Source organism: Rhizobium sp. NPDC092011 (genome assembly GCF_044756305.1).
In the GTDB taxonomy this organism is placed as follows: Bacteria; Pseudomonadota; Alphaproteobacteria; order Rhizobiales; family Rhizobiaceae; genus Rhizobium.
In genome coordinates, this window is sequence record NZ_JBIVSO010000012.1 from 15,347 (window position 1) to 39,439 (window position 24,093).

At 59.0% G+C, this 24,093-nt stretch carries 22 protein-coding genes; 9 read left to right on the forward strand and 13 right to left on the reverse strand.

Going from position 1 to position 24,093, the window contains the following annotated elements:
- The first annotated feature begins 5 nt into the window (after positions 1–5).
- Positions 6–128, forward strand: a complete 123-nt coding sequence (locus ACIQJ2_RS30410; RefSeq protein WP_400674196.1) for a hypothetical protein — start codon at positions 6–8, stop codon at positions 126–128.
- Between the two features lie 71 nt (positions 129–199).
- Positions 200–874 carry an SDR family NAD(P)-dependent oxidoreductase gene (locus ACIQJ2_RS30415; protein ID WP_151577109.1) on the forward strand — a complete coding sequence of 225 codons (675 nt, stop codon included), beginning with the start codon at positions 200–202 and terminating at the stop codon, positions 872–874.
- 122 nt (positions 875–996) lie between these two features.
- On the opposite strand, the gene ACIQJ2_RS30420 is transcribed toward ACIQJ2_RS30415, so the two are convergent.
- Complete coding sequence (locus ACIQJ2_RS30420; RefSeq protein ID WP_400674215.1) at positions 997–2,520, reverse strand: ABC transporter substrate-binding protein; 1,524 nt, start codon at positions 2,518–2,520, stop codon at positions 997–999.
- A 364-nt stretch (positions 2,521–2,884) separates the two neighbouring features.
- Here ACIQJ2_RS30420 and ACIQJ2_RS30425 point away from each other — a divergent pair, with 364 nt between their 5' ends.
- From ACIQJ2_RS30425 to ACIQJ2_RS30435, 3 genes are all read left to right on the forward strand, one after another.
- Positions 2,885–4,054, forward strand: a complete 1,170-nt coding sequence (locus ACIQJ2_RS30425) for a Xaa-Pro peptidase family protein (RefSeq protein WP_006470599.1) — start codon at positions 2,885–2,887, stop codon at positions 4,052–4,054.
- Positions 4,055–4,111: 57 nt separating this feature from the next.
- Positions 4,112–4,468, forward strand: coding sequence for a cupin domain-containing protein (locus ACIQJ2_RS30430; RefSeq protein WP_151577111.1), 357 nt, complete (start codon positions 4,112–4,114; stop codon positions 4,466–4,468).
- Between the two features lie 241 nt (positions 4,469–4,709).
- The gene (locus ACIQJ2_RS30435; RefSeq protein ID WP_151577112.1) at positions 4,710–6,143 is read left to right on the forward strand and encodes an aldehyde dehydrogenase family protein; all 1,434 of its coding nucleotides are present in this window, start codon (positions 4,710–4,712) and stop codon (positions 6,141–6,143) included.
- A 157-nt stretch (positions 6,144–6,300) separates the two neighbouring features.
- Here ACIQJ2_RS30435 and ACIQJ2_RS30440 read toward each other — a convergent pair whose 3' ends face one another.
- From ACIQJ2_RS30440 to ACIQJ2_RS30465, 6 genes are all read right to left on the reverse strand, one after another.
- On the reverse strand, positions 6,301–8,964 hold the full coding sequence (locus ACIQJ2_RS30440) for an excinuclease ABC subunit A (protein WP_369523081.1): 2,664 nt from the start codon (positions 8,962–8,964) through the stop codon (positions 6,301–6,303).
- Between the two features lie 524 nt (positions 8,965–9,488).
- Positions 9,489–11,102, reverse strand: a complete 1,614-nt coding sequence (locus ACIQJ2_RS30445) for a 5-guanidino-2-oxopentanoate decarboxylase (RefSeq protein WP_006470603.1) — start codon at positions 11,100–11,102, stop codon at positions 9,489–9,491.
- 60 nt (positions 11,103–11,162) lie between these two features.
- Positions 11,163–11,801, reverse strand: coding sequence for a TetR/AcrR family transcriptional regulator (locus tag ACIQJ2_RS30450; RefSeq protein ID WP_006470604.1), 639 nt, complete (start codon positions 11,799–11,801; stop codon positions 11,163–11,165).
- Between the two features lie 213 nt (positions 11,802–12,014).
- Positions 12,015–12,830 (reverse strand): amino acid ABC transporter ATP-binding protein, encoded by an 816-nt coding sequence (locus ACIQJ2_RS30455; RefSeq protein WP_006470605.1) that lies wholly within the window; start codon positions 12,828–12,830, stop codon positions 12,015–12,017.
- A complete protein-coding gene (locus ACIQJ2_RS30460; RefSeq protein WP_006470606.1) occupies positions 12,830–13,714 on the reverse strand; it encodes an amino acid ABC transporter permease in 885 nt (294 codons plus the stop codon). The genes ACIQJ2_RS30455 and ACIQJ2_RS30460 overlap by 1 nt, the downstream gene beginning before the upstream one ends.
- 5 nt (positions 13,715–13,719) lie before the next feature.
- Positions 13,720–14,496, reverse strand: coding sequence for an ABC transporter substrate-binding protein (locus ACIQJ2_RS30465; protein ID WP_400674188.1), 777 nt, complete (start codon positions 14,494–14,496; stop codon positions 13,720–13,722).
- Between the two features lie 363 nt (positions 14,497–14,859).
- On the opposite strand from ACIQJ2_RS30465, the gene ACIQJ2_RS30470 reads away from it, so the two are divergent.
- The 4 genes from ACIQJ2_RS30470 to ACIQJ2_RS30485 all read left to right on the forward strand — a co-directional run bounded on the left by ACIQJ2_RS30470 (position 14,860) and on the right by ACIQJ2_RS30485 (position 17,812).
- Positions 14,860–15,768 carry a hypothetical protein gene (locus ACIQJ2_RS30470; RefSeq protein WP_147413881.1) on the forward strand — a complete coding sequence of 303 codons (909 nt, stop codon included), beginning with the start codon at positions 14,860–14,862 and terminating at the stop codon, positions 15,766–15,768.
- Positions 15,743–16,429 carry a hypothetical protein gene (locus ACIQJ2_RS30475; RefSeq protein WP_147413882.1) on the forward strand — a complete coding sequence of 229 codons (687 nt, stop codon included), beginning with the start codon at positions 15,743–15,745 and terminating at the stop codon, positions 16,427–16,429. The genes ACIQJ2_RS30470 and ACIQJ2_RS30475 overlap by 26 nt, the downstream gene beginning before the upstream one ends.
- Positions 16,430–16,554: 125 nt before the next feature.
- Positions 16,555–16,818 carry a DUF982 domain-containing protein gene (locus ACIQJ2_RS30480; RefSeq protein WP_047627383.1) on the forward strand — a complete coding sequence of 88 codons (264 nt, stop codon included), beginning with the start codon at positions 16,555–16,557 and terminating at the stop codon, positions 16,816–16,818.
- Between the two features lie 523 nt (positions 16,819–17,341).
- A complete protein-coding gene (locus ACIQJ2_RS30485) occupies positions 17,342–17,812 on the forward strand; it encodes a hypothetical protein (protein ID WP_147413883.1) in 471 nt (156 codons plus the stop codon).
- A 207-nt stretch (positions 17,813–18,019) separates the two neighbouring features.
- Here ACIQJ2_RS30485 and ACIQJ2_RS30490 read toward each other — a convergent pair whose 3' ends face one another.
- From ACIQJ2_RS30490 to ACIQJ2_RS30515, 6 genes are all read right to left on the reverse strand, one after another.
- Positions 18,020–19,009 (reverse strand): beta-ketoacyl-ACP synthase III, encoded by a 990-nt coding sequence (locus ACIQJ2_RS30490; RefSeq protein WP_047627385.1) that lies wholly within the window; start codon positions 19,007–19,009, stop codon positions 18,020–18,022.
- Positions 19,006–20,274, reverse strand: a complete 1,269-nt coding sequence (locus ACIQJ2_RS30495) for an adenosylmethionine--8-amino-7-oxononanoate transaminase (protein WP_047627387.1) — start codon at positions 20,272–20,274, stop codon at positions 19,006–19,008. Before ACIQJ2_RS30495 ends, ACIQJ2_RS30490 begins: the two co-directional genes overlap by 4 nt.
- Complete coding sequence (gene bioD, locus ACIQJ2_RS30500; RefSeq protein WP_047627389.1) at positions 20,271–20,909, reverse strand: dethiobiotin synthase; 639 nt, start codon at positions 20,907–20,909, stop codon at positions 20,271–20,273. The genes ACIQJ2_RS30495 and bioD overlap by 4 nt, the downstream gene beginning before the upstream one ends.
- Positions 20,906–22,051 (reverse strand): 8-amino-7-oxononanoate synthase, encoded by a 1,146-nt coding sequence (locus ACIQJ2_RS30505; RefSeq protein WP_047627391.1) that lies wholly within the window; start codon positions 22,049–22,051, stop codon positions 20,906–20,908. Before ACIQJ2_RS30505 ends, bioD begins: the two co-directional genes overlap by 4 nt.
- The gene (gene bioB, locus ACIQJ2_RS30510) at positions 22,048–23,022 is read right to left on the reverse strand and encodes a biotin synthase BioB (RefSeq protein WP_047627393.1); all 975 of its coding nucleotides are present in this window, start codon (positions 23,020–23,022) and stop codon (positions 22,048–22,050) included. The genes ACIQJ2_RS30505 and bioB overlap by 4 nt, the downstream gene beginning before the upstream one ends.
- A gap of 193 nt (positions 23,023–23,215) precedes the next feature.
- On the reverse strand, positions 23,216–23,839 hold the full coding sequence (locus ACIQJ2_RS30515) for a GntR family transcriptional regulator (protein ID WP_047627394.1): 624 nt from the start codon (positions 23,837–23,839) through the stop codon (positions 23,216–23,218).
- Between the last annotated feature and the right edge of the window lie 254 nt (positions 23,840–24,093).

A 24,093-nucleotide genomic window follows, 5' to 3' on the forward strand; every position in this document is an offset into this window, starting at 1 on the left:
CTAAGGTGTCGTCGATCAAGGCTCGGGGGCGGGAGAAGACGGCGGCCGCGTCAGCGCTGCTGGACCACCGCGATTTCGCCGAAGCAAAAGGCAGTCTGACCGCGCCCTATCTCAAAATGACGCTGTAAATCTCGTTAGGATGCAGTGTAAAACAACGCTCTATCCATTTTTTAACATTGTCGTAGGAAAGGTATTGTTCATGAAACGTGCGATTGTTACAGGTGGCTCCGGCCTGATCGGCCAGGCGATTTGCGCACATTTACTGCGCGACGGGTGGGAGGTTGCATCCTTTGATCTGAAGGAAGGGGCACTCGGCCTGCAGATCCATTGCGACCTTTCCAGCGAAGCCTCGGTCAATGAAGCTTTTCGTAAACTCGGCTGGGATCGGCTTGATCTTCTCGTCAACAATGGCGGGCTTGTCTTTGACACGTTCATGCGACTTGATGAAGCCTCGCTGGAACAGTGGAACAGCACGATCGGAAGCCATTTGACCGGCGCCTTCCTGATGTCGCGCGCTGCACAGCCCTTGCTCGGGAATGGCGGCTCCATCATCATGATGGCTTCCACGCGCGCCTTGATGTCGGAAGGTGTTGATTTTGCCTATGCCGCGGCAAAGGGCGGCATGGTGGCCCTTGCACAGGCGCTTGCTATTCAGCTCGGTCCGAAAATCCGCGTCAACACGATTGCGCCAGGCTGGATTACGGATGCGACAAACCTGAGCGAAAAGGACGAGGCGCAGCATCCGGTCGGACGCGTCGGCCGGCCGCAGGACATTGCCGAAGCCGTGCTCTACTTGGTTTCCGCCGGTTTTGTTACCGGGCAAACGCTGATTGTCGATGGTGGCATGACTAAGAAAATGATCTACGCGGAATAAGCAACGGATTTTGTGGTCGAGCCTTTGACATGGCTGGTTGTTTGGCGCTGCTCTGGTTCCGCACCTCAAACGGGGAGGGCAGGTATTGGGGCCGACCCAACTGGGTCGGCCGTGCGGCATGTTTATCGCGACAATCGCACATTGCTAAAATCCTGCCAGCACTGGTTCACGACGTTCAGCCCTTGGACGTGGCGCGAGAAGGCCAGCATACCGCGGCGTGACGTGAGCAGGGGAAGGATCGGCAGGGTCTCCATGACCCGTGCATCGGCCGCCCGATAGTGGCTGATCCGTTTCGTCGCATTCACCTCGCGGGATGCGGCATCCAGGAGGTCATCCAGCGCCTTGTCTGCAACGTGGCCTGCATTGTAGCCGGTCGGCGGGCGGTTCCTACTATGCAGGACCTGATGGAGCCAGAGATCCGATGACATGCCCCAGCTCATCTCGCTGATTGAAACGCCGGGGTTTGTCCCGTGACGCCAGCTTCTGAAATAGCCGATCCAATCGTCGTAGATGTCGGTTTCCAGCCGAATGCCGATCCGGGCGAGATCCTCGGCGATCCGCTCCTGGATCGCCACCGGGTTCAACTGCGCCGATCCTGCCCGCGCGGCAATCGCCTTGAGCGCGATGTCCCCGCTGATACCCGCCTCGTTCAACAGGGACCGGGCACGTGCCGGATCGTAGGGATAATGCTCGACGGCGTCGGTGTCATGGGCAGGAGAGCTAGGCGGCAGGGCACTTCGCGCGGGGAGCGTTGCGCCTGGGAAGAGAACGTCACTGAGCGCATCGCGGTCGATCGCATGGGCTATCGCGCGGCGTACCCGGACGTCTGCCATGACCGGGTCGCGAAGATTGAAAACCAGATACCAGAGATAAGGGGGTGAGAACGCCGGCACCTGAAATCCGCGTGCGGTGAGGTCTTCGAGGTCGGCGCCCTCGAGGCTGTAGGCGATGTCAACGACGCCTTTGGTCAGCGCGCGAACTCGATCGGCGAGGTTGGGAAATGGCAGGAACCGGATGCCGCTGAGCCATGGCCGTCCCTGCCAATAGTCCTCATTTGCACGAAGCTCGACCGCCGAACCGCCTTGGGTGTCGAACCGGCGGTGAAAACAGAATGGCCCGGTCCCGGGCGCGCGATCGATGCAGCCGTCCGGACCCTGGGTGCGCAGCGCGTTAGGGCTGACGAGGGCCTGGGCGCCCGGCGCGTCCTGCTCCGTCATGTACCGCAGGAAATCCGGGGCCGGCGTATCGTGAACAAACTGGACCGTCATCCGGTCAAGCGCCTCGATCCGCTTGATGGTCTCGACGCCGGCGCGATTGAAGTCGGCCGCCACCGGCGAATAGAGCGGAGATCGAGCATCCCAGAACCGTGCGTAATTTGCCACCACCGCCTCGGCATCAAGCACTGCGCCATCATGGAAGCGCACACCGGGGCGGAGCTTGAACACGAAGTGTTTCATGTCCGCAGAAATCTCTATCGTTTCCGCCAGCCACGGTATGACCATGGGCGGCGCATCCGGCGTTTCGGGTGGTGCGCCGAAATCGTCTTCGACGAGGCTTTCATGCGTATGCTGCACGACCCGCCCCGTATTCCATCCGCCGCCGGCGCGTGGCGGATCGATGCCCGCGACTTCCCAATCGAGCGCCACGCGCAAGATTCTGTTTTCGTCCATCTGGGTTCTGCTCCTGTTGCGGCGGTGAGACGCCTCCGGGGTCAAGCGCGAGATTCTGCCTTGACGCCGATATAATCAATGTCTTCTATAAATTGATAGTTGACTACAAAATTATTACGACCTATCAAAAAATCAACGGCCAGAGATCGTCGAGGAAATCGGACAAGCTGTAGTGTCCGAAGGCTCCAAGCATGGGCAGCGGCATAGGAGGATGATGCATGCGACATCGACTACCTGTGATCAACCCCACCCGTAGGCAAACCGGTATTCGCGCCGGATCGGGGCCTTCGTCAGCGTTGCTTGCTTTTGGAAACTGAAGAGAATTGGGAAAGGTAAGGATATGAGACTAGCGTTCAGTGTGCCGACGTATCTGGAGCGTCTGGAGCGTGTTCGCGCCCGCATGAGGTCGAGGGAGCTTGATGCGATCGTGGTCACGTCGCCCGAGTCGATCTGCTGGCTCGCGGGGTATGACTGCACGAGCTATTCCCACCTTCAGGGGCTGATCGTGCTGGCGAATGATAGCGAACCCCACTTTTTCACGAGAACGACGGAAGCGTCCATTTTCTGGGACACTTCCTGGCTGAGGTCCGCCCGCTTCTACGACATTGAGCTCGAAAACCCCGTCAAGGTGCTGTCCCGCCTGCTGTCCGATCTCGGATTGAACGCCGGCAGGATCGGCGTCAACCTTCAGGCTACTTCTAAGTCGGTCTCCATGCTTCCCGGACAGTGGGACATGCTGCGGGGCGACCTTCCGGAAGTTGCCTGGATCGATGCGACCGATCTGGTCCTGGAAGAGCGGCTAATCAAGTCCCCGGCGGAACTCGGCTTCCAGTGGCAGGCGGCGCAGATGGCCGATTTCGCCCTCAACACGGCAATAGCCGCGATCCGGCCCGGCATGTCCGAGATCGAGCTGGCCGGTATCGCAGCGAAGGCGCTGGCCGATGTCGGAAGCGAGTATGTCGCCGTCCCCCCGATGGTCGTTTCCGGTTCGCGCAGCGCGCTCGTTCATGGAATGGCGACGCGGCAGACGATCGGGCTCGGGGATACGATCTGTATCGAACTCGGCGCGTGCGTGAACCGCTATCATGCCATCGTGATGCGAACGATCGTGCTGGGGCGCCCGTCTCCGCGGATGGTGGAGGTGGCCGCATGCCTCAAGGAGGGGCTTGAGGCCGCGATCGCCTCGGTGAAGCCGGGGGTCCCCGTCGGCGTGCCGGACGAGGTCTGCAATGCGCGCCTGGACCGGCTGGATCTCAGGAGACGCCGTGACCATCGGATGGGCTACAGTCTGGGTCTGGCCTACCCGTCCGGCTGGATGGAGCCGCCCATGCTCATCAAGGGGGACAGTCACACGTTCGCGCCTGGCATGGTCTTCAGTCTCGAGCCGAACATTAGCCTTCAGGATGAAGGCTTCGGTCTCAAGCTCGGCGACACGGTGATGTGCACCGAGGACGGCGCCATGAGCCTTACCCGCATCCCGCGGGATCTTATCGTCATCGACAATTTCTAGAAACTGACCCGCGGGGCATCGTCGGTCAGAGGATGGTCCCGCCAGATTGGAGAAGACATGACACGCAATCCTGTAACGAAAATCGGGTTGAACGCGCAGCCGAAGGAGACGGATTCCGCCGGCTGGACGAAGGTCGAAGGTAACCCGACGATGAAAACCTGGGTCGAATATGCGACAGATGGTGGTTCGACCGTCGTCGGCTGGTGGGAGGCCACGCCCGGGACCTATCTGCAAAGCTCCGAGGCCTGGGAGTTCGTCCACCTGATGGAGGGCAGGATTGTTCTGACACCCGACGGTGAGGATTCTGTCGAGGTCGGTCCCGGTGACGCGTTTGTTGTAGAAAAGGGCTTCAAGGGCACCTGGAAAATCGTGGAGAAGGTGCGCAAGCATTTCGTCATCCGGCGAAACCAGTAACCTCCGCGCTGCGGCAATGCCTCGAATACGCTGGTGAGAACCTGGAACAGCCCGTTCCGGGTTCTCCGATTTCAAGGATAAGTCGCGCCGACGCGATCGAGGTGGACTGGCACACGATGCCGGTCCCACGTCACTTGCGAGAATTCGACGCGCTGCCGCCCCGCCCCCTGGTGCTTGGGAACGCTACCGCCAGCTCATCGGCGGCTGGCTCGATGAAAAACTGAAGTGACGGGAGACGAACATGCTCGACAAGCGCAAATTCTACATCGACGGCCAGTGGGTCGATCCGCTGAAGCCCAATGACCTTCCGGTGATCAATCCGGCGACGGAAAAGCCGATCGCGGTTATCTCCATGGGCACCGCCGCCGATATCGACCGCGCCGTCGCCGCTGCCAAGAAGGCGTTTGCGACCTATGGCCAGACCAGCGTCGAAGAACGCCTTGCGCTGCTCGAAAAGCTGCTCGCGATCTACAAGCGGCGCTATGAAGAAATGGCGCGCACCATCACGCTGGAACTCGGCGCGCCAATCTCGATGAGCACTGAGCAGCAGGCGGATGTCGGCGTCGGCCACCTTCAGGGCTTCATCAACGGCCTGAAGCGGCTGAAGGCCCGCGAAGTGCTGCCGAACGGCGACGTCGTGCGCCGCGAGCCGATCGGCGTGTGCGGTCTTATCACGCCGTGGAACTGGCCGATCAACCAGATCGCGCTGAAGGTCGTGCCGGCGCTGGCGACGGGCAGCACCTGCGTGCTCAAGCCCTCGGAGTTCACGCCGCTCAATGCGCTGCTCTATGCGGAAATGGTCCACGAGGCCGGTTTCCCGGCAGGCACGTTCAACCTCGTCAACGGCGATGGCCTGGAATGCGGTGCAGCCCTTTCCAAGCACAAGGACGTCGACATGATGTCCTTTACCGGCTCCACCCGCGCCGGTATCGCCGTCAGCAAGGACGCGGCCGAGACGGTCAAGCGCGTGACGCTGGAACTCGGCGGCAAGTCGCCGAACCTCGTCTTCGCCGATGCCGACCTCGAAGACCGCGTCGCTGGCAGCGTGCGCGAATGCTTCAACAATTCCGGTCAGTCCTGCGATGCACCGACCCGCATGCTCGTCGAACGCTCGGTCTATGACAAGGTCGTCGAAATTGCAGAGCGCACCGGCAAGGAAGCCAGGGTTGGCAATCCGGAAGAGGCCGGCGAACATATCGGCCCGCTCGTCTCGCACGTCCAGTTCGGCCGCGTGCAGGCGCTGATCGAGGCGGGTGTCGCCGAAGGCGCCCGCGTCCTGGTCGGCGGCCCCGGCAAGCCGGACGGTTTTGAAACCGGCTACTTCGTCAAGCCGACGATCTTCGCCGACGTCAACAACGAGATGCGCATCGCGCGGGAAGAGGTGTTCGGCCCGGTGCTCTCGATCATCCCCTTCGATACGGAAGAAGAAGCCATCGCCATCGCCAACGACACCGCCTATGGCCTTGCCGCCTATGTGCAGACGGGCGATCCGGAACGGGCCGAGCGCGTTGCCGCCCGCATTCGCGCCGGCATGGTGCATATCAATGGTGGCCCGCATCGCTACGGTAGCCCCTTCGGCGGCTTCAAGCAATCCGGCAACGGCCGCGAGGGCGGTCTCTTCGGCCTGGAGGACTTCCTCGAAGTGAAGACGGTTCATCGCCCCAGCACAGCGTAACCGCCAAAGCAAAATCTGGAAGGCGGTGCTCGAAAGGGTGCCGCCTTTGTTTTCGCCCGAAGGATTCAGTATCAAACATCCAGTGTAGCCGGGTTCAACGCGGTCCGATCACAGGCCGTGATAATGCTCGACCTAGTGACGGCGAGCGACTTGAGAGTTACAGCGCCGCCTTGAGATAGGGGGCGGTCAGACCGACTTCTGCTTCGGCGATATCGCGGGGAACACCGCTCGCAATGATGCGACCGCCGTCTTCACCGGCTCCCGGGCCGAGATCGATGACCCAGTCCACCTGGGCGACCGCTCGCATGTCGTGTTCGACAACCACGACCGTGTTGCCGGCATCGACCAGGTCTTGCAGATGCCGCATCAGGCGATCTGCGTCGGACGGATGCAGTCCTGACGTCGGTTCGTCGAGAATGTAGATCGTGTTGCCGCGTTGTGCGCGCTGCAACTCGCTTGCCAGCTTGATGCGCTGGGCCTCCCCACCCGAGAGTTCGGTCGCCGGCTGTCCGAGCCGCAGATATCCCAGTCCAATGTCACGCAGCACATCAAGGGAGCGCATGACGGGTGGCTCGCCGGCGAAGAAGCCGCAAGCCTCGTCCACCGTCATGTCCAATATCTGGGCGATGGTGCGGCCATTCCATTCGATCTCGAGCGTTTGCGGGTTGTAGCGGCTGCCATGGCAGGTCGAGCAAGGTGCATAAACGCTCGGCAGGAACAGCAGCTCCACCATCACAAAACCCTCGCCCTCGCAAACCGGGCATCGGCCTTGTGCCACATTGAACGAGAACCTGCCGGGGCTGTATCGACGCCGACGGGCGAGGGGTGTATCGGCAAAGATCTTGCGCACATGGTCGAACAAGCCGCTGTAGGTGGCGAGGTTCGAGCGCGGGGTGCGGCCAATCGGCTTCTGATCGACCCGGATCAGCCGGCGGATATGTTCCATTCCTGCGACGATGCGCCCCTCGGCTGTCCCCTGCACGACATCGAGCAGCGGATCGATATCTTCGTCTTCGGTCGCCGGCGAGGTGCCGCCAAGATGTTCGGCAACGAGTTCCGGCAGCGCCTGACTTACAAGGCTGGACTTGCCCGATCCCGATATACCAGTGACCGCGGTGAAACAGCCGATCGGAAGCGCGACATCGAGGCAGTGCAGATTGTTGCGGGTCACGCCTTCCAGACGAAGCCACGCTTTGGCTTTGCGCGGCGTCCTGTCGTTGGCGACGGGCTCAGCGAACAGGTAGCGGCGTGTGACGGATTTTTCCACGTCGGCCAGCCCCTCAGGCGGCCCGTTGTAGATGACCTCGCCGCCTCTCTCACCGGCACCCGGTCCCACATCTACCAGCCATTCGGCATGGCGGATCACGTCGAGATCGTGCTCGACAACGAACAGCGAGTTCCCCGCCGACTTGAGCCGCTCGAGGATTGAGAGCAAGGCTTCGCCATCCGCCGGGTGCAATCCCGCCGATGGCTCATCCAGCACATAGACCACGCCGAAAAGCTGCGACGACAATTGAGTGGCGAGACGCAGCCTTTGCAGCTCCCCGGAGGAGAGCGTCGGCGTGCTGCGGTCGAGCGAGATATAACCGAGGCCGAGATCGATCAGCGGTGCGAGTCGTTCGAGCAGTTCGGACGCCAGGCGTTGCGCAGCGGCCCGCTTTTCATCGGAAAGATTGGGTGTGCGGCGCACATCGGGCGCGCTCTTGTGGGCAGAACCACCGGCGGCAACCCTTCGCTCAACCGCCGCATCGCGAGCAGCCTTGCCCAGAATATGGCTCTTCACGGTCGCGTCGGCCGTTCCGAACTCACCTTGCGCAATGGGCGTGAGCAAGTCCCTGAGCTTGAGCAGCGTCAGGTCGCCAAACGCGGCGATATCGAGCCCGGCGAACGTCACTGACAGGGCTTCGCTCTTCAAGCGCTTGCCATGGCAGGTCGGGCAATCGCGGCCGATGATGTATTGCGAGACGCGCTTTTTCATCAGGGCGCTTTTCGTATTGGCAAAGGTCTCCAGCACATAGCGACGTGCGCCGGTGAAAGTGCCTTGATAGCTCGGCTCCATGCGCCGCTTGAGCGCGACACTGGTCTGCTCGGGATTGAGGCCCGCATAGACCGGCACCGTCGGCGTTTCGTCGGTGAAGAGGATCCAGTCGCGGTCCTTCTTCGGCAGGTCGCGCCATGGCGTGTCTACGTCGAAGCCAAGCGACACAAGGATATCGCGCAGGTTCTGACCGTGCCATGCCGGCGGCCAGGCGGCGATCGCCCGCTCGCGAATGGTAATCGTATCGTCCGGGACCATCGTCTGTTCCGTCGCATCATAGACGCGCCCGATCCCGTGGCAGGCCGGGCAGGCTCCCGCCACGGTGTTGGGTGAGAAGTCCTCCGCATAGAGCATGGGCTGATTGCGCGGATACGCGCCGACGCGCGAATAGAGCATCCGCACCAGGCTGGAGAGCGTCGTTACGCTGCCGACGGAGGATCGGGCGTTGGTCGAGCCGCGCTGCTGCTGCAAGGCGACCGCGGGCGGCAACCCGTCGATCGCATCGACCTCCGGCACGCCGGCCTGGTCGATCAGGCGGCGCGCATAGGGGGCGACTGACTCAAGGTAGCGGCGCTGCGCCTCGGCATAAAGGGTGCCGAAGGCCAGCGACGACTTACCCGATCCCGAGATGCCGGTAAAAACCACGAAGGCATCGCGCGGAATATCGACATTGACATTCTTGAGGTTGTTTTGGCGCGCTCCACGCACCTGCACGGACGAGGGGCGCTCTGCGTGCCCGCCACCAAGAGGAGTTGACCCAAGAAGTCGATTTCGTTCTTTCATATTGATTTCCCGTACCGTCACCAAGCTCACAGATAGATGAACTGGCGAAATAGCCTGTCTAAACCTCTGACGATTTTCTTCAATTTGCTTTCGTCACCGCCATCGGCTGGTGCCAACAGACGGTGCTAGGCGGAAATGATCAGATCACGAAGATGGGACAGGAGCATTCGCTCTTCCGCCGATACTTTCGACCTCATTGCCAGAATTTTGCACACAATCGTACCATTAGTACAGACTTATCACGAGACTAGCCGCGCGCTCGTGGTGCCTTCCACTCATCGCCTAAAAATCGGCAATTCGTGGGAGGGACCAATTCATTTACTATCGACCATCAAGTAGAAGCAGTTTCTACTGCCTTAACAACTACGCACATCATCCGCATTCTCACCATGCCCTTGACGAGGATTGCTATTGCCTCTGAGGCTTGGGATGGAAAGGCCGTTGTCAGGAGGCCGGAGCTGCTCTACGTTAATGCAACGAAGAAGAGATGCCGCTTTGGCTGGAGTGCTCCTACTCTGCTTTGCTTAGGCCGCTCGCTGGAATGCCTGCCGCACATCATCTCCAAATATCAGCATTGCAGGTCGCGCGGCCTGGGCGAGTTCGCGCAATGTTTTCGTAAGATCGTCCCCGTTCTCAAGACGCTTTACCGTCCATCCCGACGCTTTCGCCATTACCGCCAGATCCGGCGTTAGAATGTCGACACCCAGAGGCGTGATCCCCTTGGATTGCATGTAGGACTTGATCTCGCCGTATCCACTGTTGTCGTGCAGCATCAGGATGACCGGCACTTCGGCCTCAACGGCGCTTGCCAATTCGGCCAGCGAAAACTGCAGACCGCCGTCGCCAACCAGCGCAATCACGGGACGCCCGGTGGAACCGAGCGCCGCTCCCGTGGCCGCGGGCAAACCATAGCCCAAAGTGCCGAAACCTGTAGCCGAATTGAAGTAGCTTGACGGGGTGGCGGCGGCAAAAGCTGTGTTTCCGGCGTAGACCAACTGGGTGGAATCGCCGACGAAAATCGCCGACGGCAGCGCATCACGCATCGCATCCAGCATTGCCAGATCGCCGCGCATGGTGGCAGACAGATCGTCGCGCCCCTCCATGGCTTTGCCGGCCCTTGCTGCGCCGTCGCGGGCGGCTTTTGCGGGCAGTACGGCAAGAAGCGCCTGCGCCGTTTCAAGGGCGTCGGCGACCAGACCGATTTCGGCCACCGCGCCACGCCTGATCTGCTGCGGGTCCAGGTCGGCCCGGATCAGCTGGCCGGGAATGGCTAACTGGCCGGTCTCCCAATTGTCGTAGTCCGTTATGCCGAACTCGGTGCCCAAGGCAAGGACCACGTCAGCGTCGGCGATCAGCGCCCGTGTTTTCGGCATCGAAGCCGAGAGGCTGACACTCAAAGGGTGTGCGTGGTCCAGCATGCCCCTGGCATTGACCGTCATGACCACGGGTGCATCGAGCCTCTCGGCGAGTTGCCTCACCTCTGCCGCCGCCTTCACGGCTCCGCCACCCACGAGGATGACGGGACGCGCGGCTCCAGACAGCAGATCCTTTGCCGCCTGAATAGCGGAATGCGCCGGAGCGGGGGGCGCCAGAACCGGCGCGCGTACCGGAGGCGGCAGATGGTCCGCAGAGGCGCGCAACACGTTGATGGGCAGCTCGATGTGCACGGGGCGCGGACGGGCGCCCTCAAAGACGGCAAAGGCCTGCGCCATTGCCGCGGGCAGATCCTCGGGGCGGTGAACAGTACGGCTGAAGGCGGTCAGGTTTTCCACCACGCCACGTTGGTCCGGCATCTCATGCAGCCAGCCGTCGCCGGAATCCATGCGTCCATGGGCGTTCACCGTCGAAATCACCAGCATCGGGACGCTGTCGGCATAGGCCTGGCCCATCGCCGTCAGAATGTTCATCATGCCAGGACCGGAGATGATGAAGCAAACGCCCGGCTTGCCGGTAACACGGGCGTAACCGTCGGCCATGAAGCCGGCGCCTTGTTCATGTCGCGGCGTGATATGACGGATTTGGCTGTTCTCAAGCCCGCGATAAAGCTCGACCGTGTGAATGCCGGGAATACCGAAGACATGATCGACCCCATACGCCTGCAGAAGTGTCGTCAGATACTGGCCTGTTGAAACTGTCATGATTGCTTTCTTTCTGTGGGCGGAGTGCAGGAGCGATTGCGCCGTACCGGATCTTGCGCGTTACTGTTTCTGGTTTGCAGCAAGTCCACGAACAATGAGCGTGACCAGGCGCCGTGCGATGCGCCTGTATGTATTGCGGTTTACGGTTTTCTTCTGATGAGCCTGACGAAACACTTCCGAGGCAATGGAATCCAGCAACTCCGCCACATCCCTGCCCTCTACCTCGTTCGTAGCGTAGCCGCTCGCAATCAGCCGGTGCCAAAACTTGAGATTTAATTCGATAAATCTCTGCTTTATTTCTATATAGTCTTTCTTGTCGACGCCGGCTTTATACTCTTCGGATATCACCACACCCCAGATGGAATGATCGAGGGCGTTGAATGTGTGCGTCCCCATTTCAACAATCCACTCGACCAAAGCCTCCTCGAGCGTGGATTCCGGTTTAGGGGACCATGCATCGAGCTGCGGCTCCATCCGGTCGATCGAGTACAGCGCCAGATTGAACAGAAGAATGTGCTTCTTGCCGAAATAATTGTAGACGGTGGCTACACCGACATCAGCCACCTCTGCTATTTGTTCCAGCTTCGCATTTTCATATCCGATGTCCCCGATCACCTGCCTGGCGGCTTCAAGTATGGACTCGTGACGCGCGAGTTTCTTGCGGGCTCTAAGCCCCATCTGGCTACGATCTGTATTCATAAGTTAAACTTCTTGTTATCTTGCATTTATACTCTCCCATGCACCGTGCTATTACGCTCAATCATCGCTCCGCGCACCGCTGCACTTGAACAACATCTACTTCTGCTGCGCGAGATTTCCGCATTGGCATGAAGAGAAGGATCGACACGTCTGTCAAGCACGCCGCAGCCATGGGAGAAACCGGAAGCCTTTTGGCCTTCGGCAGGATTTCGGTCACAGTGCCTGCCCAAGGGCGGTCACTGCCACATCTGCGGGCTCGGATCGGGGGGCCTTGGCGATCGCGCTCAGGAATTTCTGAAGGCGCGGCTCCTGCGGATTGCGCAGGATGTCGTCAGGCTTGCCGACTTCGACAATGCGGCCATCGGCCATGAAAACGACGCGATGCGACACGTCACGGGCGAAGTTGAGCTCGTGGGTGGCGACGACCATTGTGATGCCGCTTTCGGCGACCTCTTTCATCACCTTCAGCACCTCGCCAACGAGTTCCGGATCGAGCGCCGAGGTCGGTTCGTCGAAGAGGAGGACGTCCGGCTTCATGGCGAGGGCACGGGCGATCGCCACCCGTTGCTGCTGGCCGCCGGAGAGTTCGGCAGGATAGGCGCCGGCCTTATGCGCAAGCCCCACCCTGTCGAGAAGCTCCAACGCCTGGGACGCCGCAAGCTTTGGCGACTGGCCAAGCACCTCGACCGGACCGAGCGAAACGTTTTGCTGAGCCGTGAGGTGGCTGAAGAGGTTGAAGCGCTGGAAGACCATGCCGGTTGCGCGTCGTTGGCGCGCGATCTCATGCTCGTCGAGTTCGAGCAGCCGCTCGCCGACGATACGGTAACCGGTGAGGTTGCCGTTGACCCAGAGCGAGCCGCCGTTGATCTTCTCCAGCTGGTTGATGCAGCGCAGGAACGTCGTCTTTCCGGAGCCGGACGGGCCGATGATACAGACCACCTCGCCTTTCTGGATTTCCAGATTGATGTCCTTCAGCACCTGCAAATGGCCGTAGCTTTTGCAGACATTCATTGCCGTGATCACTGCCATCAATGCCTCCCGGTCCCGAAACCGCGCCCGAACCGTTGCTCCAGGTAATGTTGTCCGATCGACAGCAGCGTCGTGACCACCAGATACCAGACGGCCGCGACGATCAGGAGCTCGATCACCCGGAAATTGTTGAAATAGATAGACTGCACGACAAAGAGCATTTCACTGAAGCCGATGACACTGGCAAGCGAGGTGCTTTTGGTCATGCCGATGAATTCATTGCCGATCGGCGGGATGATGACGCGCATCGCCTGCGGGAAGATCACCTTGCGCAAGGCCTTGCCACGGGTCATTCCGATCGCCTTGGCGGCCTCGTACTGGCCGGTGTCGACCGACAGAAGCCCTGCACGGATGATCTCCGACATATAGGCGCCAGCATTGAGCCCGAGCCCGATCGCCGCACCGATGAAGGGCGTCATCAGTTCGACCGTGGGTTTGTAGCCGATGCCCGGCAGCCCGATCGCCGGAAAAACCAGCGCCATATTGAACCACAGAAGCAGCTGCAGGAGCAGCGGCGTTCCCCGGAAGAGCCAGACGTAGGACTTGGCTATCCACCGGACGACGAAATTGTGCGAGCCGAAACCCACTGCCACCATGACGGCGACGATAAGCCCGATCACCATGGACACCACCGTCATCAAGACGGTGAAGCCGAGCCCTATGAAAACCGAGGGCGCAAACAGATATTGCCCCACGACAGGCCATTCGATCTGCGCCTTCGCGAAGGCGTTGACGATGAAGACAAGGAACCCGACGGCCAGGGCGAGCTGGAGTAGCCGCCACGGCTTGAACCTGCGGATCCGGGTCGCCGTGGCAACATCGATACCCGGCAGCGTCACCTCGGATACGCCGAGCCGCGACCCGGAAAGCGTTTCGGCGCTCATGCACATCACTCCGCGTTGTTGTTGAATGTGGGCTCCGGATAGGCGGAAGCCTTGAGGTTCCATTTTTCGAGGAGCTTGTGATAGGTGCCGTCGGCAAATTTGCGCTTCATAGCCCACATGTAGGCGTCACGCAGCTGCGTGTCTTCCTTGAGGAAGGCGAGTCCCGCATTGCTGGCGGTAATCGGCTTGCCAACCAGCGCCATCGTACCCTTGGAGTCTTCGATGATGAGGCCGATGCCTTCCAATCCCTGGACGCCGGCGACCGTGCGTTTCTGTTTCATGTTGGCGATCTGCTGGCCGAAGCTGCTGTCGATAACCATGTCGACGGCAGGCTTGCCCTTGCCGACGCAGTTCTCCTCGTTCCATTTGGTAAGCGCCTTGAGCGCCGTCGTGCCCTTGCTCACGGCGACCTTCTGACCGCACATGTCCTCGACCGCCTTGATCGGGCCATCGATCATTGCATAGACCTGCTGGCCGGATACCAGATAGTCGATGAAATCGACCGTCTCCTGGCGCTCCTTGGTGTCGATCATCGCACTATGAATGAGGTCGACACGCTTCGAAACCAGCGACGGGAGCGTTTGCGAGAACTGACCGTCGATCCATTCGGCCTTCAGGCCGAGCTCGGCGGCAAGTGCATTGCCGAGGTCGATATCGAAACCGATGAATTCATTGGTCGTCGGATCGCGCGATTCCATAGGGGGATAGGCGGCATTGACGGCAATGCGCACCGTACCCGTTGCGGCAATACGCTCCGGAAGGGCCGGCTTGTCCTCCGCCAAGGCCGGGCTTAGGCTGGCGGCTGCCGCTGATCCGGGTCGCCCACAATGGCCGTACGAACCTCCGAAAGGGTTCTATTGCACCTGAAACGATGGCCCGGAATCGAAGGAAAAATATCACCTGCGCCCTAAGTGTATGATTGTGTTTAATTATATTCATTGCCGGAAGTTAGCCTTCCAGTATTGTACCCGTTTGAGAGGTTTCCTCGCTGTGAGTGACCGGTGCTGGTTATTTGCTACAGCAAAAGCATTCCGACATGCACTCGCGCCGCAGTAAAAAGGATGGTTACAACCCGAACGGCGTAGGTGGATTTCATTAATCTAGTAGCATTATCCCGGCCCCGAATTTTTGTTATCGGGGGCACAATGCGCAGCAGACCGACAGAAGATGAAATACTGGCTGAGATCGTCTCTGCCTCAGAGAGACAGCATATTGGTGGCGTTGCAGGCGGAAAAGGCTACCACTTCCAAGATATGGTTGCCGTAATTAGGATACTCGAGAGCGCTTCGACCTGCCTTGGCCCATCCGATGATCCATTTATCACTCAAGAGAAACGTGGATCAAAAACAGATGATTTACACATGGATTGGCCGGAGAACTCCCATTCACGCCGGCACCAAATCAAAGCAGTAGAGAATCTTGGTTGGGACACCGATTTGCAACTGCAGTTCATCGTCGAGCACAGAAAGAATCCACGTGCTGACTTGCGATTAACAGTTCACCGGTCGAACCTCGCAGAAAAACTCGAGATTGAGCGACACAATTACGAGCTCTCTTTCGTAACCGTTGAGCACGTTGACATGTCGCTTCGCCGGCGGCCTCATCACGACCGTGAAATATGTCGGCATATCGACGCGTTGAGCTTGGTGCCACCCTACGCAACGTTCTTCGCCGCAATCTGGCATCACATATACTCGGTCTGGATTCATGATTGGGAGCGGACGGGCACACTACATGAGCTGTTCGAGGACCTCAGTCGTTCATCTGGCCATATTATAAGTTCGCTCACGCCGTCCACACAGGAGACCAATGAGCTCGTATGGTCCCTTAACGAGGCGCTAGGTGCGAGTTTGTATTTTGCCGCCGACGGTCAGACCCTGGTCATTACCGGGAGAAGAGGAAGGACTTACCTCCCGCTTGCCATACTCCTATCGTCGGTTGAAGACGATTTTTGGGACGACTTTCCACGTGATCCATATGAATTTTGGAACAAGATCAGTGGCTTCGGAAGTGAGACGGAACTCGAAGATGAATACTATGACGGAGTCGATTGATCGTTTGTTTGCCTTGACCGATCGAAAAAGCGCTGCGCTTGAGCTAAAGATGCATGCGGAACTCGCGGCGAACGAACTCATCGCAAGGCTGGACGGGCAGCCAGCATACGTGGTTGGTTCCGGCCCCGACCTGGATCAGTTCGGTGCAAAGGTGGCCGATAAACTTGGAGCCCAACTGATCGGCGCCGCAGGTATATGGACGCACATCTTCCCTCATCGTGTTGCGAATGAGTTCCGAAACTTTTGCGTAACGCAAGAGGTGATTGAGCCCCTTCCGCTCAGGCCGACCATTGCGTTCTGCCAATCAGTAATAGCGGATGAATTCGAAGTGCAGACTATTATCTCGCGCTTACAGATGGAAGTGCAAATTCACCGCCTTATTATCTGTGCTGCGGCTTTGACGACCGGCTTGCGAGCCCGGCTTATGAGGTATTTCGAAAGGGCGGATATCCTGGTCGAATTCGTGGTGGCAATTGACCTCGAGGCGAACGCCGAATTGTTGCGCGACCATGTCTATTCTGTGCTCGACGACCGCCCAATAAAGGCGGTTCCCATCATGTCTCGTTGGATGATGAAGCGCATGTTCGGCCCCCGGCCATCCTATCATGACGACAATGAGCATCGGGAAACGCGTCGTAGACGTCTAGGACCGAGCGGCTGACAAGGGGCGTCACCCGACGTCGATGAACCCCCAAAAAAAGGTAGCGGTTCGCTTGTCATTTTTTATTGCTGAGCGATCGCGCTGCCCTAAAATTACGCTCCGAAAACTGAAGATCGGAGGAGAAAATGAGCGAGCGTGAAGATCATTTTTCGGAAGTCATACTGTGGGAGACGCCCGTGTTCGTACGGATCGGGCGAGGTATGACCGAGCCGATCGATGGTCCTAAGGAGGCCCTGGACTATCTTTGGAATCGATGGCCGGCTGAGCGCGGCCCAAAATTCGAGATCGCCAAAGTGTCCTGCAGGCTGGCAGTCGAGCATTACGGTTCACTTGCGGAGGCGCGTCAAGCCTTCCAGGACGCTGCCGTTGAAGTTAATATCTTGGCTTAGGCCTTAGCTCTACGAAGATTGAGGGAGCTGCGGATGCGGGTTTGGAGGTCGGATTTGACTAATCTGCGGCAGCGAAACCTCTAACGACCTACGGGTTGCCCGATCCCATGTGGCGGTGACGCTTTGATGATCGCGCGCTCAAAATCGTTCGCATGGTGTCTGAGTGGCTTTTGCGCGGCACTTCGGTCCACCCCCAGACCCAAAGTCAAGGTTGAGCTATTTCCGGTTACAGGAGCCCTACAGCGCTTATAACAGTATGATTTCATTCGGTTGTAACGTTTTCGCGAAAACGTTACAACCGAACATACTGCCTGCCGCAACGCTCAAAAGCGGCCCGTCCTGCAAGAAGTTTCAATCTTCGATCACGTCACGGCCCTATCTCGCCAAACGCCTCCGAAACCGACCTTCACGTGACACAATCTCACGATCTGTCAAAAGCCGTTGATCTTCACAAGTTCGAATTCACAATCACGGCCTATAGAGATCACTGACACTAAAGTTGATTTCTGAAGAGGACATTGTTGTGACAGGCATCGGAATGAGGGCCAGCAGGATTCACGGCAGCGACGCCATTAAGATCTTCTATTTCACTCGTACAACCGAGAAATGGCTCGAAGCGGAGGGCGACAGCGGACTGGCGACGATAGTCTCTAGCATCCCGGTGGAAGAGTTCCGATCGGCCTGGCAACTTGAGGTCATCAAGGCACGAGACGTGATGCTCGAGTCATTCGGTGACCTACGAAGCGCTGTCGTCGACGTTCTGTTCGATATACGTAAAGGATTCCATTTCGCCGCAAGTTGCTCCCGTCTCCCCTTCGAAAAAGAGCATATGGAAACCTTGTTCGAGCTTCGCACATATCTTGTCATAGGCAAAAAACTCCGATCGCCACTCGACAACGATGACGAGACCTGGGAGGCCGTAGGAGACTATCTTGGCATGAGTGGACAGTCTATGAAGGAGACTACTCTGAAGATATTCAGCGAAACGCCATGACGGTGGTGTTCGGCATCGAAAGCGGTCGGCCGTCGTCCTGAACAATTGCGAAACGCTCACGTCGGAGTGTAAAATCTCCCGACGCATCATGGGTTGCGCCCGCCCATCATCACTGTCCATTTCGATATGCGGCCATAAAATGCGCTTCGGCGTCAACAGTGGCCATAGGAACTCAACCAGTGAACGGCGCGGACCAGCCGTCGTAGACTATGTAACCCATACACAAGCTCCGCCAATCATTCCTGCACCGGCTGAAGCAAGCAGCAATCGTTCACCGAGTACAAATGGGGCGGTCGCATTGGCGACGGAAAGAGAGAGCGGGATCGTCGCAGCAGACGAATTCCCAAACGCCTCGATCGTTCGCGCTGTCCTGGAGGGCTCGATGCCGAGTTCTCCACAGACGGCATCGAAAATCCGCGTGTTAGCCTGGTGCGGAATAAACCGATCTAGTTGAGATGCCAAAATTCCAGAGCTCACAAGCGCCCGCCGCGAACAGTTAGACATCATTTCGACGGCACGTGAAAACACCTCTCGCCCGTCCTTCATGGACATCAGAAATTCTTCGCCGGCCAACTCGGCGGTAAAGGGCCTATTGCTACCGCCAGCCGGAATGGTGATGAAGTCGTATCCACTGCCATCGGAGGCGAGTTCGACCGCCATCAAGCCGACGTTTGACTCGTCGGATGGAGCGAGCAGCACGGCGCCCGCTGCGTCGGCAAACAGCACGGCGGTGGCGCGTTCATTGGGGTTGATACGACGTGATAAGATATTCGCCGCCACCACCAGTACCGGGCGTCCGTGCAGGCGGACGAAGGCGTCCGCCAAAGCGAGTGCATAGAGAAAGCCCGAGCATGCGCCTGCGAGATCGATCGCGCCTGATCGGACAAGGCCCAGGTGATGGGCGAGCAGCGGCGCCGACGGCGGAAGCAGATGATCTGGAGTCGACGTAGCGAGCAAGGTCAACGCTACGTCGTCAGGCGCTACACCCGAATTGTCGATTGCCATCCGGCCCGCTTCTGCCGCAAGCGCGCTGAGAGTATCGCCGTCGCCTGCCCAATAGCGGCTTAGAATACCTGTCCTGCGTTCTATCCACCCAGATTCGAGACCTAACGAGCTCTCGATCTCACCATTGTACACACGGCGACCGGGCACGGCATGCCCGAACCCGACCATGCGCGAGGAAGCGGCTTGTTTCATCGCGATCTCCCGAGAACAATGGAGGAAACCTCGTCGATGGCATCATAGGCATGAGCGAGCTCGGAGGCGCTGACGCAATAAGGCGGCATGAGGTAAATCACATTGCCGAGCGGGCGGATGAGCAAGCCACGTTCACGAAATAGCTTGCGCATACGCGGACCGACATCGGCCAGATAACCGCTTGCGGTCACGTTCAGATCGAGCGCTGCGATGGTTCCCATCTGCCTGACATTGGAAAACCGGTCGTCATCCTCAAATTCTCGCAAGTGCTCGCAATGGAGCGTGCCCAAGCTCCTGATCCGTGCGTTTACGTCTTCATGCTTCCACACCGCCAGGTTCGCAACGCCCGCGGCGCACGCAATGGGGTTCGCTGTGTATGAGCTGGAATGGAAGAACGTCTTGCTCCGTTCTCTCGACAGGTGCGCGTCGAATATGTCGGACGTGCAAAGTGTTGCCGCTAGGGGGAGTGCGCCCCCCGTAAGGCCCTTCGATGTGCATAGGATATCTGGCGAGACCCCCGCCTGCTCGCACGCGAACATGGTTCCTGTCCGGCCCCATCCGGTCATCACCTCGTCGGCTATGACAAGGCACCCGTAACGGTCCGCGATTGTCCGAACTGACCTGAGGACGTCAGCGGAGTAAATCTTCATACCACCTGCACCCAGAACAAGCGGCTCCACCAAGATGGCCGCGACCCGACCTGTCCGGCAGTAGACTTCGAAGGCGTCCAGCGTCTGCTGCTCGCGACCTTGTTCGGGAAAGGGAATACGGTCGACACCGAAGAGCATTGGAGCGTATGCGGCATTGAACACGCCACGTTCACCGGCGGACATGGTGCCGATGGTGTCTCCATGGTAGCCGTGCTCCATCACGACGATGCGATCACGCATTTCGCCAACGTTGTGGAAATAGCCGAGTGCCATCTTCAAGCCGACTTCGACGCAGGTCGAGCCGCTGTCCGAGAAGAAGACATGCCTCAACCCTGCTGGAGCGACATGAAGCAGTCCTTCTGCCAGACGTTCTGCCGGTTCGTGCGAATACTCTGCAAAGATGATCTGGTCGTAGGATTCCGTCGCCGAGCGTATGGCCTCCATGATGACTGGATGGCGATGGCCGTGGGTGATGACCCACCATGACGATATTGCGTCGAGAATTCGATTTCCTTCCTCATCGACGAGGTAGGCGCCGTCCGTAGAGGCGATCCGCTTCATTGGTGGTTCCAACGCATGTTGGGTGAATGGATGCCAAATGATCGAATTTGTCATGGGCGGGCGTCCGCGAAACTATTGAGATCGAAATTCTCATGAAAAGCCTTGCTCACGGTCGACGCCTTCAGGCTTGCAAGGATTGGCAGTCGACCGAGCGGCCGTACGCCGCTCAAGCGGGCGATGACGGTCTCGGTTTCTGGATTCGCCTCCCCGATGAATGCGATGCCAAAAATCGGGATCGCGCGATGATGCATGGCCTCAATAGAAAGCAGAGTGTGATTGATCGTGCCGAGGGTAGTTCTTGCGCAAAGGATGACAGGGATCTGCCATTGAGCAAACACATCGGCAAATACAAGGTTCTCTGCCAGCGGAACCATCAGCCCCCCTGCGCCTTCGATGACGAGCGGCCCATCGACTTGCGGCGGGACCAGCCTTTGCGCGTCAATCGAGGTGCCGTCAATTCGGGCCGAGAGATGCGGCGAAACAGGGGTAGCGAGCCTGTAGGCCTCAGACACAATGCGCTCCTCTGGCACATCGCCCAACCGTCGCACTGTTTGCGTGTCCGTTTCCTCATCAAGGCCGGATTGCACAGGTTTCCAATAGTAGCCGCACAGAGCGTTGGCGAGGGCCGCCGAGAAGACTGTCTTGCCAATTCCAGTGTCGGTACCGCTGACAACAAAGCGAGCCATCATGGTGTAGATTCCATAAGTGCTAATGAAAGCCGTTCGAACATCGCTGAAATCTTTTCCTCATCGACGTTCAGCGTAACGGAGACCCGCAACCGCGCAGTTCCCTCGGGAACGGTCGGAGGGCGGATTGCACGGACGTCGAATCCTTCGGCCTGCATCCGGCGGGCGATTGAAACCGCGCGACCGTTGTCGCCGATCAACACGGGAAGAATTTGTGACCCGCTCGGCGTCTTGGCCAACTGCAATTGTAGTCGGTCGCCTGCATGAGCCATCAGCCTCTCCAGATGGTCCCGCCTCTCCGGCTCGTCGGCCAGAATGTGGAGCGCCTCGCGCACCGCAGCGGCCATCAATGGCGACGGTGCCGTTGAGTAAATGAAGTTGCGGGCGCGGTTGACGAGGTAATTGATGATGATGGCTGGGCCGCCCAGCAACGCACCGCTGGCCCCGAGCGCCTTGCCGCAGGTATGCAGTGTAAGGATGTTATTTCTCGTCGGGAGGTCGGCGGCGAGCCCGCGACCATCTTTGCCAAAGACACCGGTCGCATGCGCTTCATCAATGACAAGGAAGCCGTCATGTCGTTCGGCGATTTCGGCCAGTCCGACGAGAGGCGCCTTATCGCCGTCCATCGAATAGAGGCTTTCGACCCCGATCCATGGCACGCCCTTTCCTCCCTGGCGGCGCCATTTCCGGACCGCGAGCTCGCAGGCGTCGACATCGTTGTGTGGCACGGCTGTCGCCGTTGCCTTGCTGGCCAGGATCCCCTCCAATGCGCTCGCATGGATCAGCGCATCGTAGACGATCAGGTCCTCGCGCTGTGGTAGGGTCGAGAAGAGCGCAGAGTTCGCGGCATATCCGTTTGCGAAGTAGAGCACCCTCTCCGCCCCGAAGAATTGCGCTGCCTCGTTTTCGAGCATTTCATGCTCGATATGGTGACCGCGCAGGAGCCGCGAGCCGCCCGCCCCGACGGGCACGCCTCGTTTGATCGCGGTGTTGATCGCTGTCTTGAGACGCGGCGAGCTAGCGAGGCCAAGATAATCATTGGAGGCGAAATCGATGCCCGATCCCAAGGCCACGGAACGGAAACGAGACTTTCGCTCAAGGCCGGCGAGCGTCTTCTCTACACGGGCAAGCGCGACCACGCTCAAAGCTGGCGCTCCAACGCCATAGGCTCAAGGCCAAGGCGTCGAAACAGCATAGCATCTTTGTCCTCGCCGGGATTGTCAGCCGTGAGTAGTGTGTCGCCCACGAAGATAGAATTGGCGCCAGCAAAGAAACAGAGCGCCTGCATCTCGTCGCTCATGTCGGTGCGCCCGGCTGACAAGCGGACATGCGACTTTGGCATCAGGATGCGGGCCAGCGCCACGGTTCGGACGAACTCGATCGGATCGATCGGCTCGGCATCGGCGAGCTTCGATCCGGGGATCGGGATCAGCATGTTAATTGGTACGCTCTCTGGCGGCTCTGGCAGGTTGGCCAATGTCACCAGCATGGATATCCTGTCGCCGACGGTCTCCCCCATTCCAAGAATGCCGCCCGCACAGACCTTGATTCCGGCGCTGCGGACGTTGGCGAGGGTTTCCAGACGCTCCCCAAAAGTGCGGGTAGTGATTATCTCTGGATAATAGCGTTCAGAGGTATCGATGTTGTGATTGTAGTAGTCCAAACCCGCATCGGCGAGACGCTCGGAGTGCTTTGGTGTCAGCATTCCCAGCGTCATGCAGGTTTCCATGCCAAGCGCCTTGACGCCCTCAACCATTGCGACAAGCGTATCCATGTCGCGGTCCTTGGGGCTACGCCATGCAGCACCCATGCAGTAGCGCGTCGCGCCACCGTCGCGCGCGTGGCGAGCCTCGGCGACGACTCGTTCGATCTCTGTCAACTTCGAAGCTTTGAGACCGGTCGGATAGTGAGCGGACTGGCTGCAATAGCCACAATCCTCTGCGCAGCCGCCAGTCTTGATCGACAAGAGGCGGCTCATCTGAACAACGTTCGGATCGAAAGTCTCGCGGTGGACCTGCTGGGCCCGATACAGAAGATCATTGAACGGAAGATTATAGATAATTGTCGCATCACTATCGCTCATCCGGGCTTCCATCACCTCAGGCGCCTGCATCATGTCTTGCCTCCAGTCATTTATGATAGATAGAATCTATAATTATCTATAAAATTGACAACGGGGCAGTTGTGCAACAAACCTGCCGGGGAATTACCGAGGCAGGAAATCAATCATGAGGCGAAACAAGGGATAAGATTTGTGCAAGTGCGGCGGGAGTCAGCGCGACCGCAGCTTGCGCTTACGGAAACGCCGATCAGCGCTGGATCGGACCGATCCGCTGCACATGTCGTTCAAGAGCCACCACGGCGTGGTTGACCTCACCTCGCCGCAGATGATCAAGAATAGAGTGATGGTCAAAGTCTATCCGCGGGGTCCAGTCAGCACCATAGGCTGCGAACACGTAACGCGAGCCGACCATCTGCAGATCATCGATCGTCGTGAGCAGTCGCGGCATTTTGCATGGTGCGAGCAACAGTTGATGAAAGCGACGGTTCGCCTCATCCCATGCTCGCGCGTCCGGCGCCGTGTCGCCGGCGACCACCGCCGACATTGCCTCGTCGAGCATGGACGCCGTCAGATGCGGCGCGGCTTGCCGCAATGCCAGCCCTTCGAGAACCGAGCGCATGAGCGCGACCTCTTCGACAGAGGCCCTCGAAAAGCTGGAAACACGAACCCCCCTTCGACTTTCGCTGATCGCCAGACCCTGAGCCTCCAGGCGACGGAATGCTTCCCGCACCGGTACGTGGCTGGTGTCGAACTCGTCGGCGATGTGGTCCTGCCTCAGCTTGCTGCCCGCCTCGAGCGCGCCGGTGACGATACGCTCCGCGAGAACGCGGCTGATGCGGTTGGCGAGCGTGTCTTCGGTGGCAGCGGTCATTATTCATAGATAAATGCTGCCGACCCTTCTGTCGAGGATGCAAGCCGGCCACACACCGAAATTAAGAGCTACGGCGTGCATACGGATTTGAGCGGTCCATTCCCTGACCACCGCAAGGTTCCCTGCAGTTGGATAACTCGTTTGCGGCTCCTCCAAATCGGTTGGCGTTGATGCCTGCGGCACAGCTATTCCCTTGGCGCGACAAGCTCCTTTGAACTAGGGACTGGGGGCGCTCGAATGTTCTAGCGAAGCCA

Excerpts from the sequence above, each read along its gene's own strand:
- ACIQJ2_RS30415 (WP_151577109.1), top strand. The coding sequence starts at position 200 with ATGAAACGTGCGATTGTTACAGGTGGCTCCGGCCTGATCGGCCAGGCG.
- ACIQJ2_RS30425 (WP_006470599.1), top strand. The coding sequence starts at position 2,885 with ATGAGACTAGCGTTCAGTGTGCCGACGTATCTGGAGCGTCTGGAGCGT.
- ACIQJ2_RS30430 (WP_151577111.1), top strand. The coding sequence starts at position 4,112 with ATGACACGCAATCCTGTAACGAAAATCGGGTTGAACGCGCAGCCGAAG.
- ACIQJ2_RS30435 (WP_151577112.1), top strand. The coding sequence starts at position 4,710 with ATGCTCGACAAGCGCAAATTCTACATCGACGGCCAGTGGGTCGATCCG.
- ACIQJ2_RS30440 (WP_369523081.1), bottom strand. The coding sequence starts at position 8,964 with ATGAAAGAACGAAATCGACTTCTTGGGTCAACTCCTCTTGGTGGCGGG.
- ACIQJ2_RS30445 (WP_006470603.1), bottom strand. The coding sequence starts at position 11,102 with ATGACAGTTTCAACAGGCCAGTATCTGACGACACTTCTGCAGGCGTAT.
- ACIQJ2_RS30450 (WP_006470604.1), bottom strand. The coding sequence starts at position 11,801 with ATGAATACAGATCGTAGCCAGATGGGGCTTAGAGCCCGCAAGAAACTC.
- ACIQJ2_RS30455 (WP_006470605.1), bottom strand. The coding sequence starts at position 12,830 with ATGGCAGTGATCACGGCAATGAATGTCTGCAAAAGCTACGGCCATTTG.
- ACIQJ2_RS30460 (WP_006470606.1), bottom strand. The coding sequence starts at position 13,714 with ATGAGCGCCGAAACGCTTTCCGGGTCGCGGCTCGGCGTATCCGAGGTG.
- ACIQJ2_RS30470 (WP_147413881.1), top strand. The coding sequence starts at position 14,860 with ATGCGCAGCAGACCGACAGAAGATGAAATACTGGCTGAGATCGTCTCT.
- ACIQJ2_RS30475 (WP_147413882.1), top strand. The coding sequence starts at position 15,743 with ATGAATACTATGACGGAGTCGATTGATCGTTTGTTTGCCTTGACCGAT.
- ACIQJ2_RS30480 (WP_047627383.1), top strand. The coding sequence starts at position 16,555 with ATGAGCGAGCGTGAAGATCATTTTTCGGAAGTCATACTGTGGGAGACG.
- ACIQJ2_RS30490 (WP_047627385.1), bottom strand. The coding sequence starts at position 19,009 with ATGAAACAAGCCGCTTCCTCGCGCATGGTCGGGTTCGGGCATGCCGTG.
- ACIQJ2_RS30495 (WP_047627387.1), bottom strand. The coding sequence starts at position 20,274 with ATGACAAATTCGATCATTTGGCATCCATTCACCCAACATGCGTTGGAA.
- bioD (WP_047627389.1), bottom strand. The coding sequence starts at position 20,909 with ATGATGGCTCGCTTTGTTGTCAGCGGTACCGACACTGGAATTGGCAAG.
- bioB (WP_047627393.1), bottom strand. The coding sequence starts at position 23,022 with ATGATGCAGGCGCCTGAGGTGATGGAAGCCCGGATGAGCGATAGTGAT.
- ACIQJ2_RS30515 (WP_047627394.1), bottom strand. The coding sequence starts at position 23,839 with ATGACCGCTGCCACCGAAGACACGCTCGCCAACCGCATCAGCCGCGTT.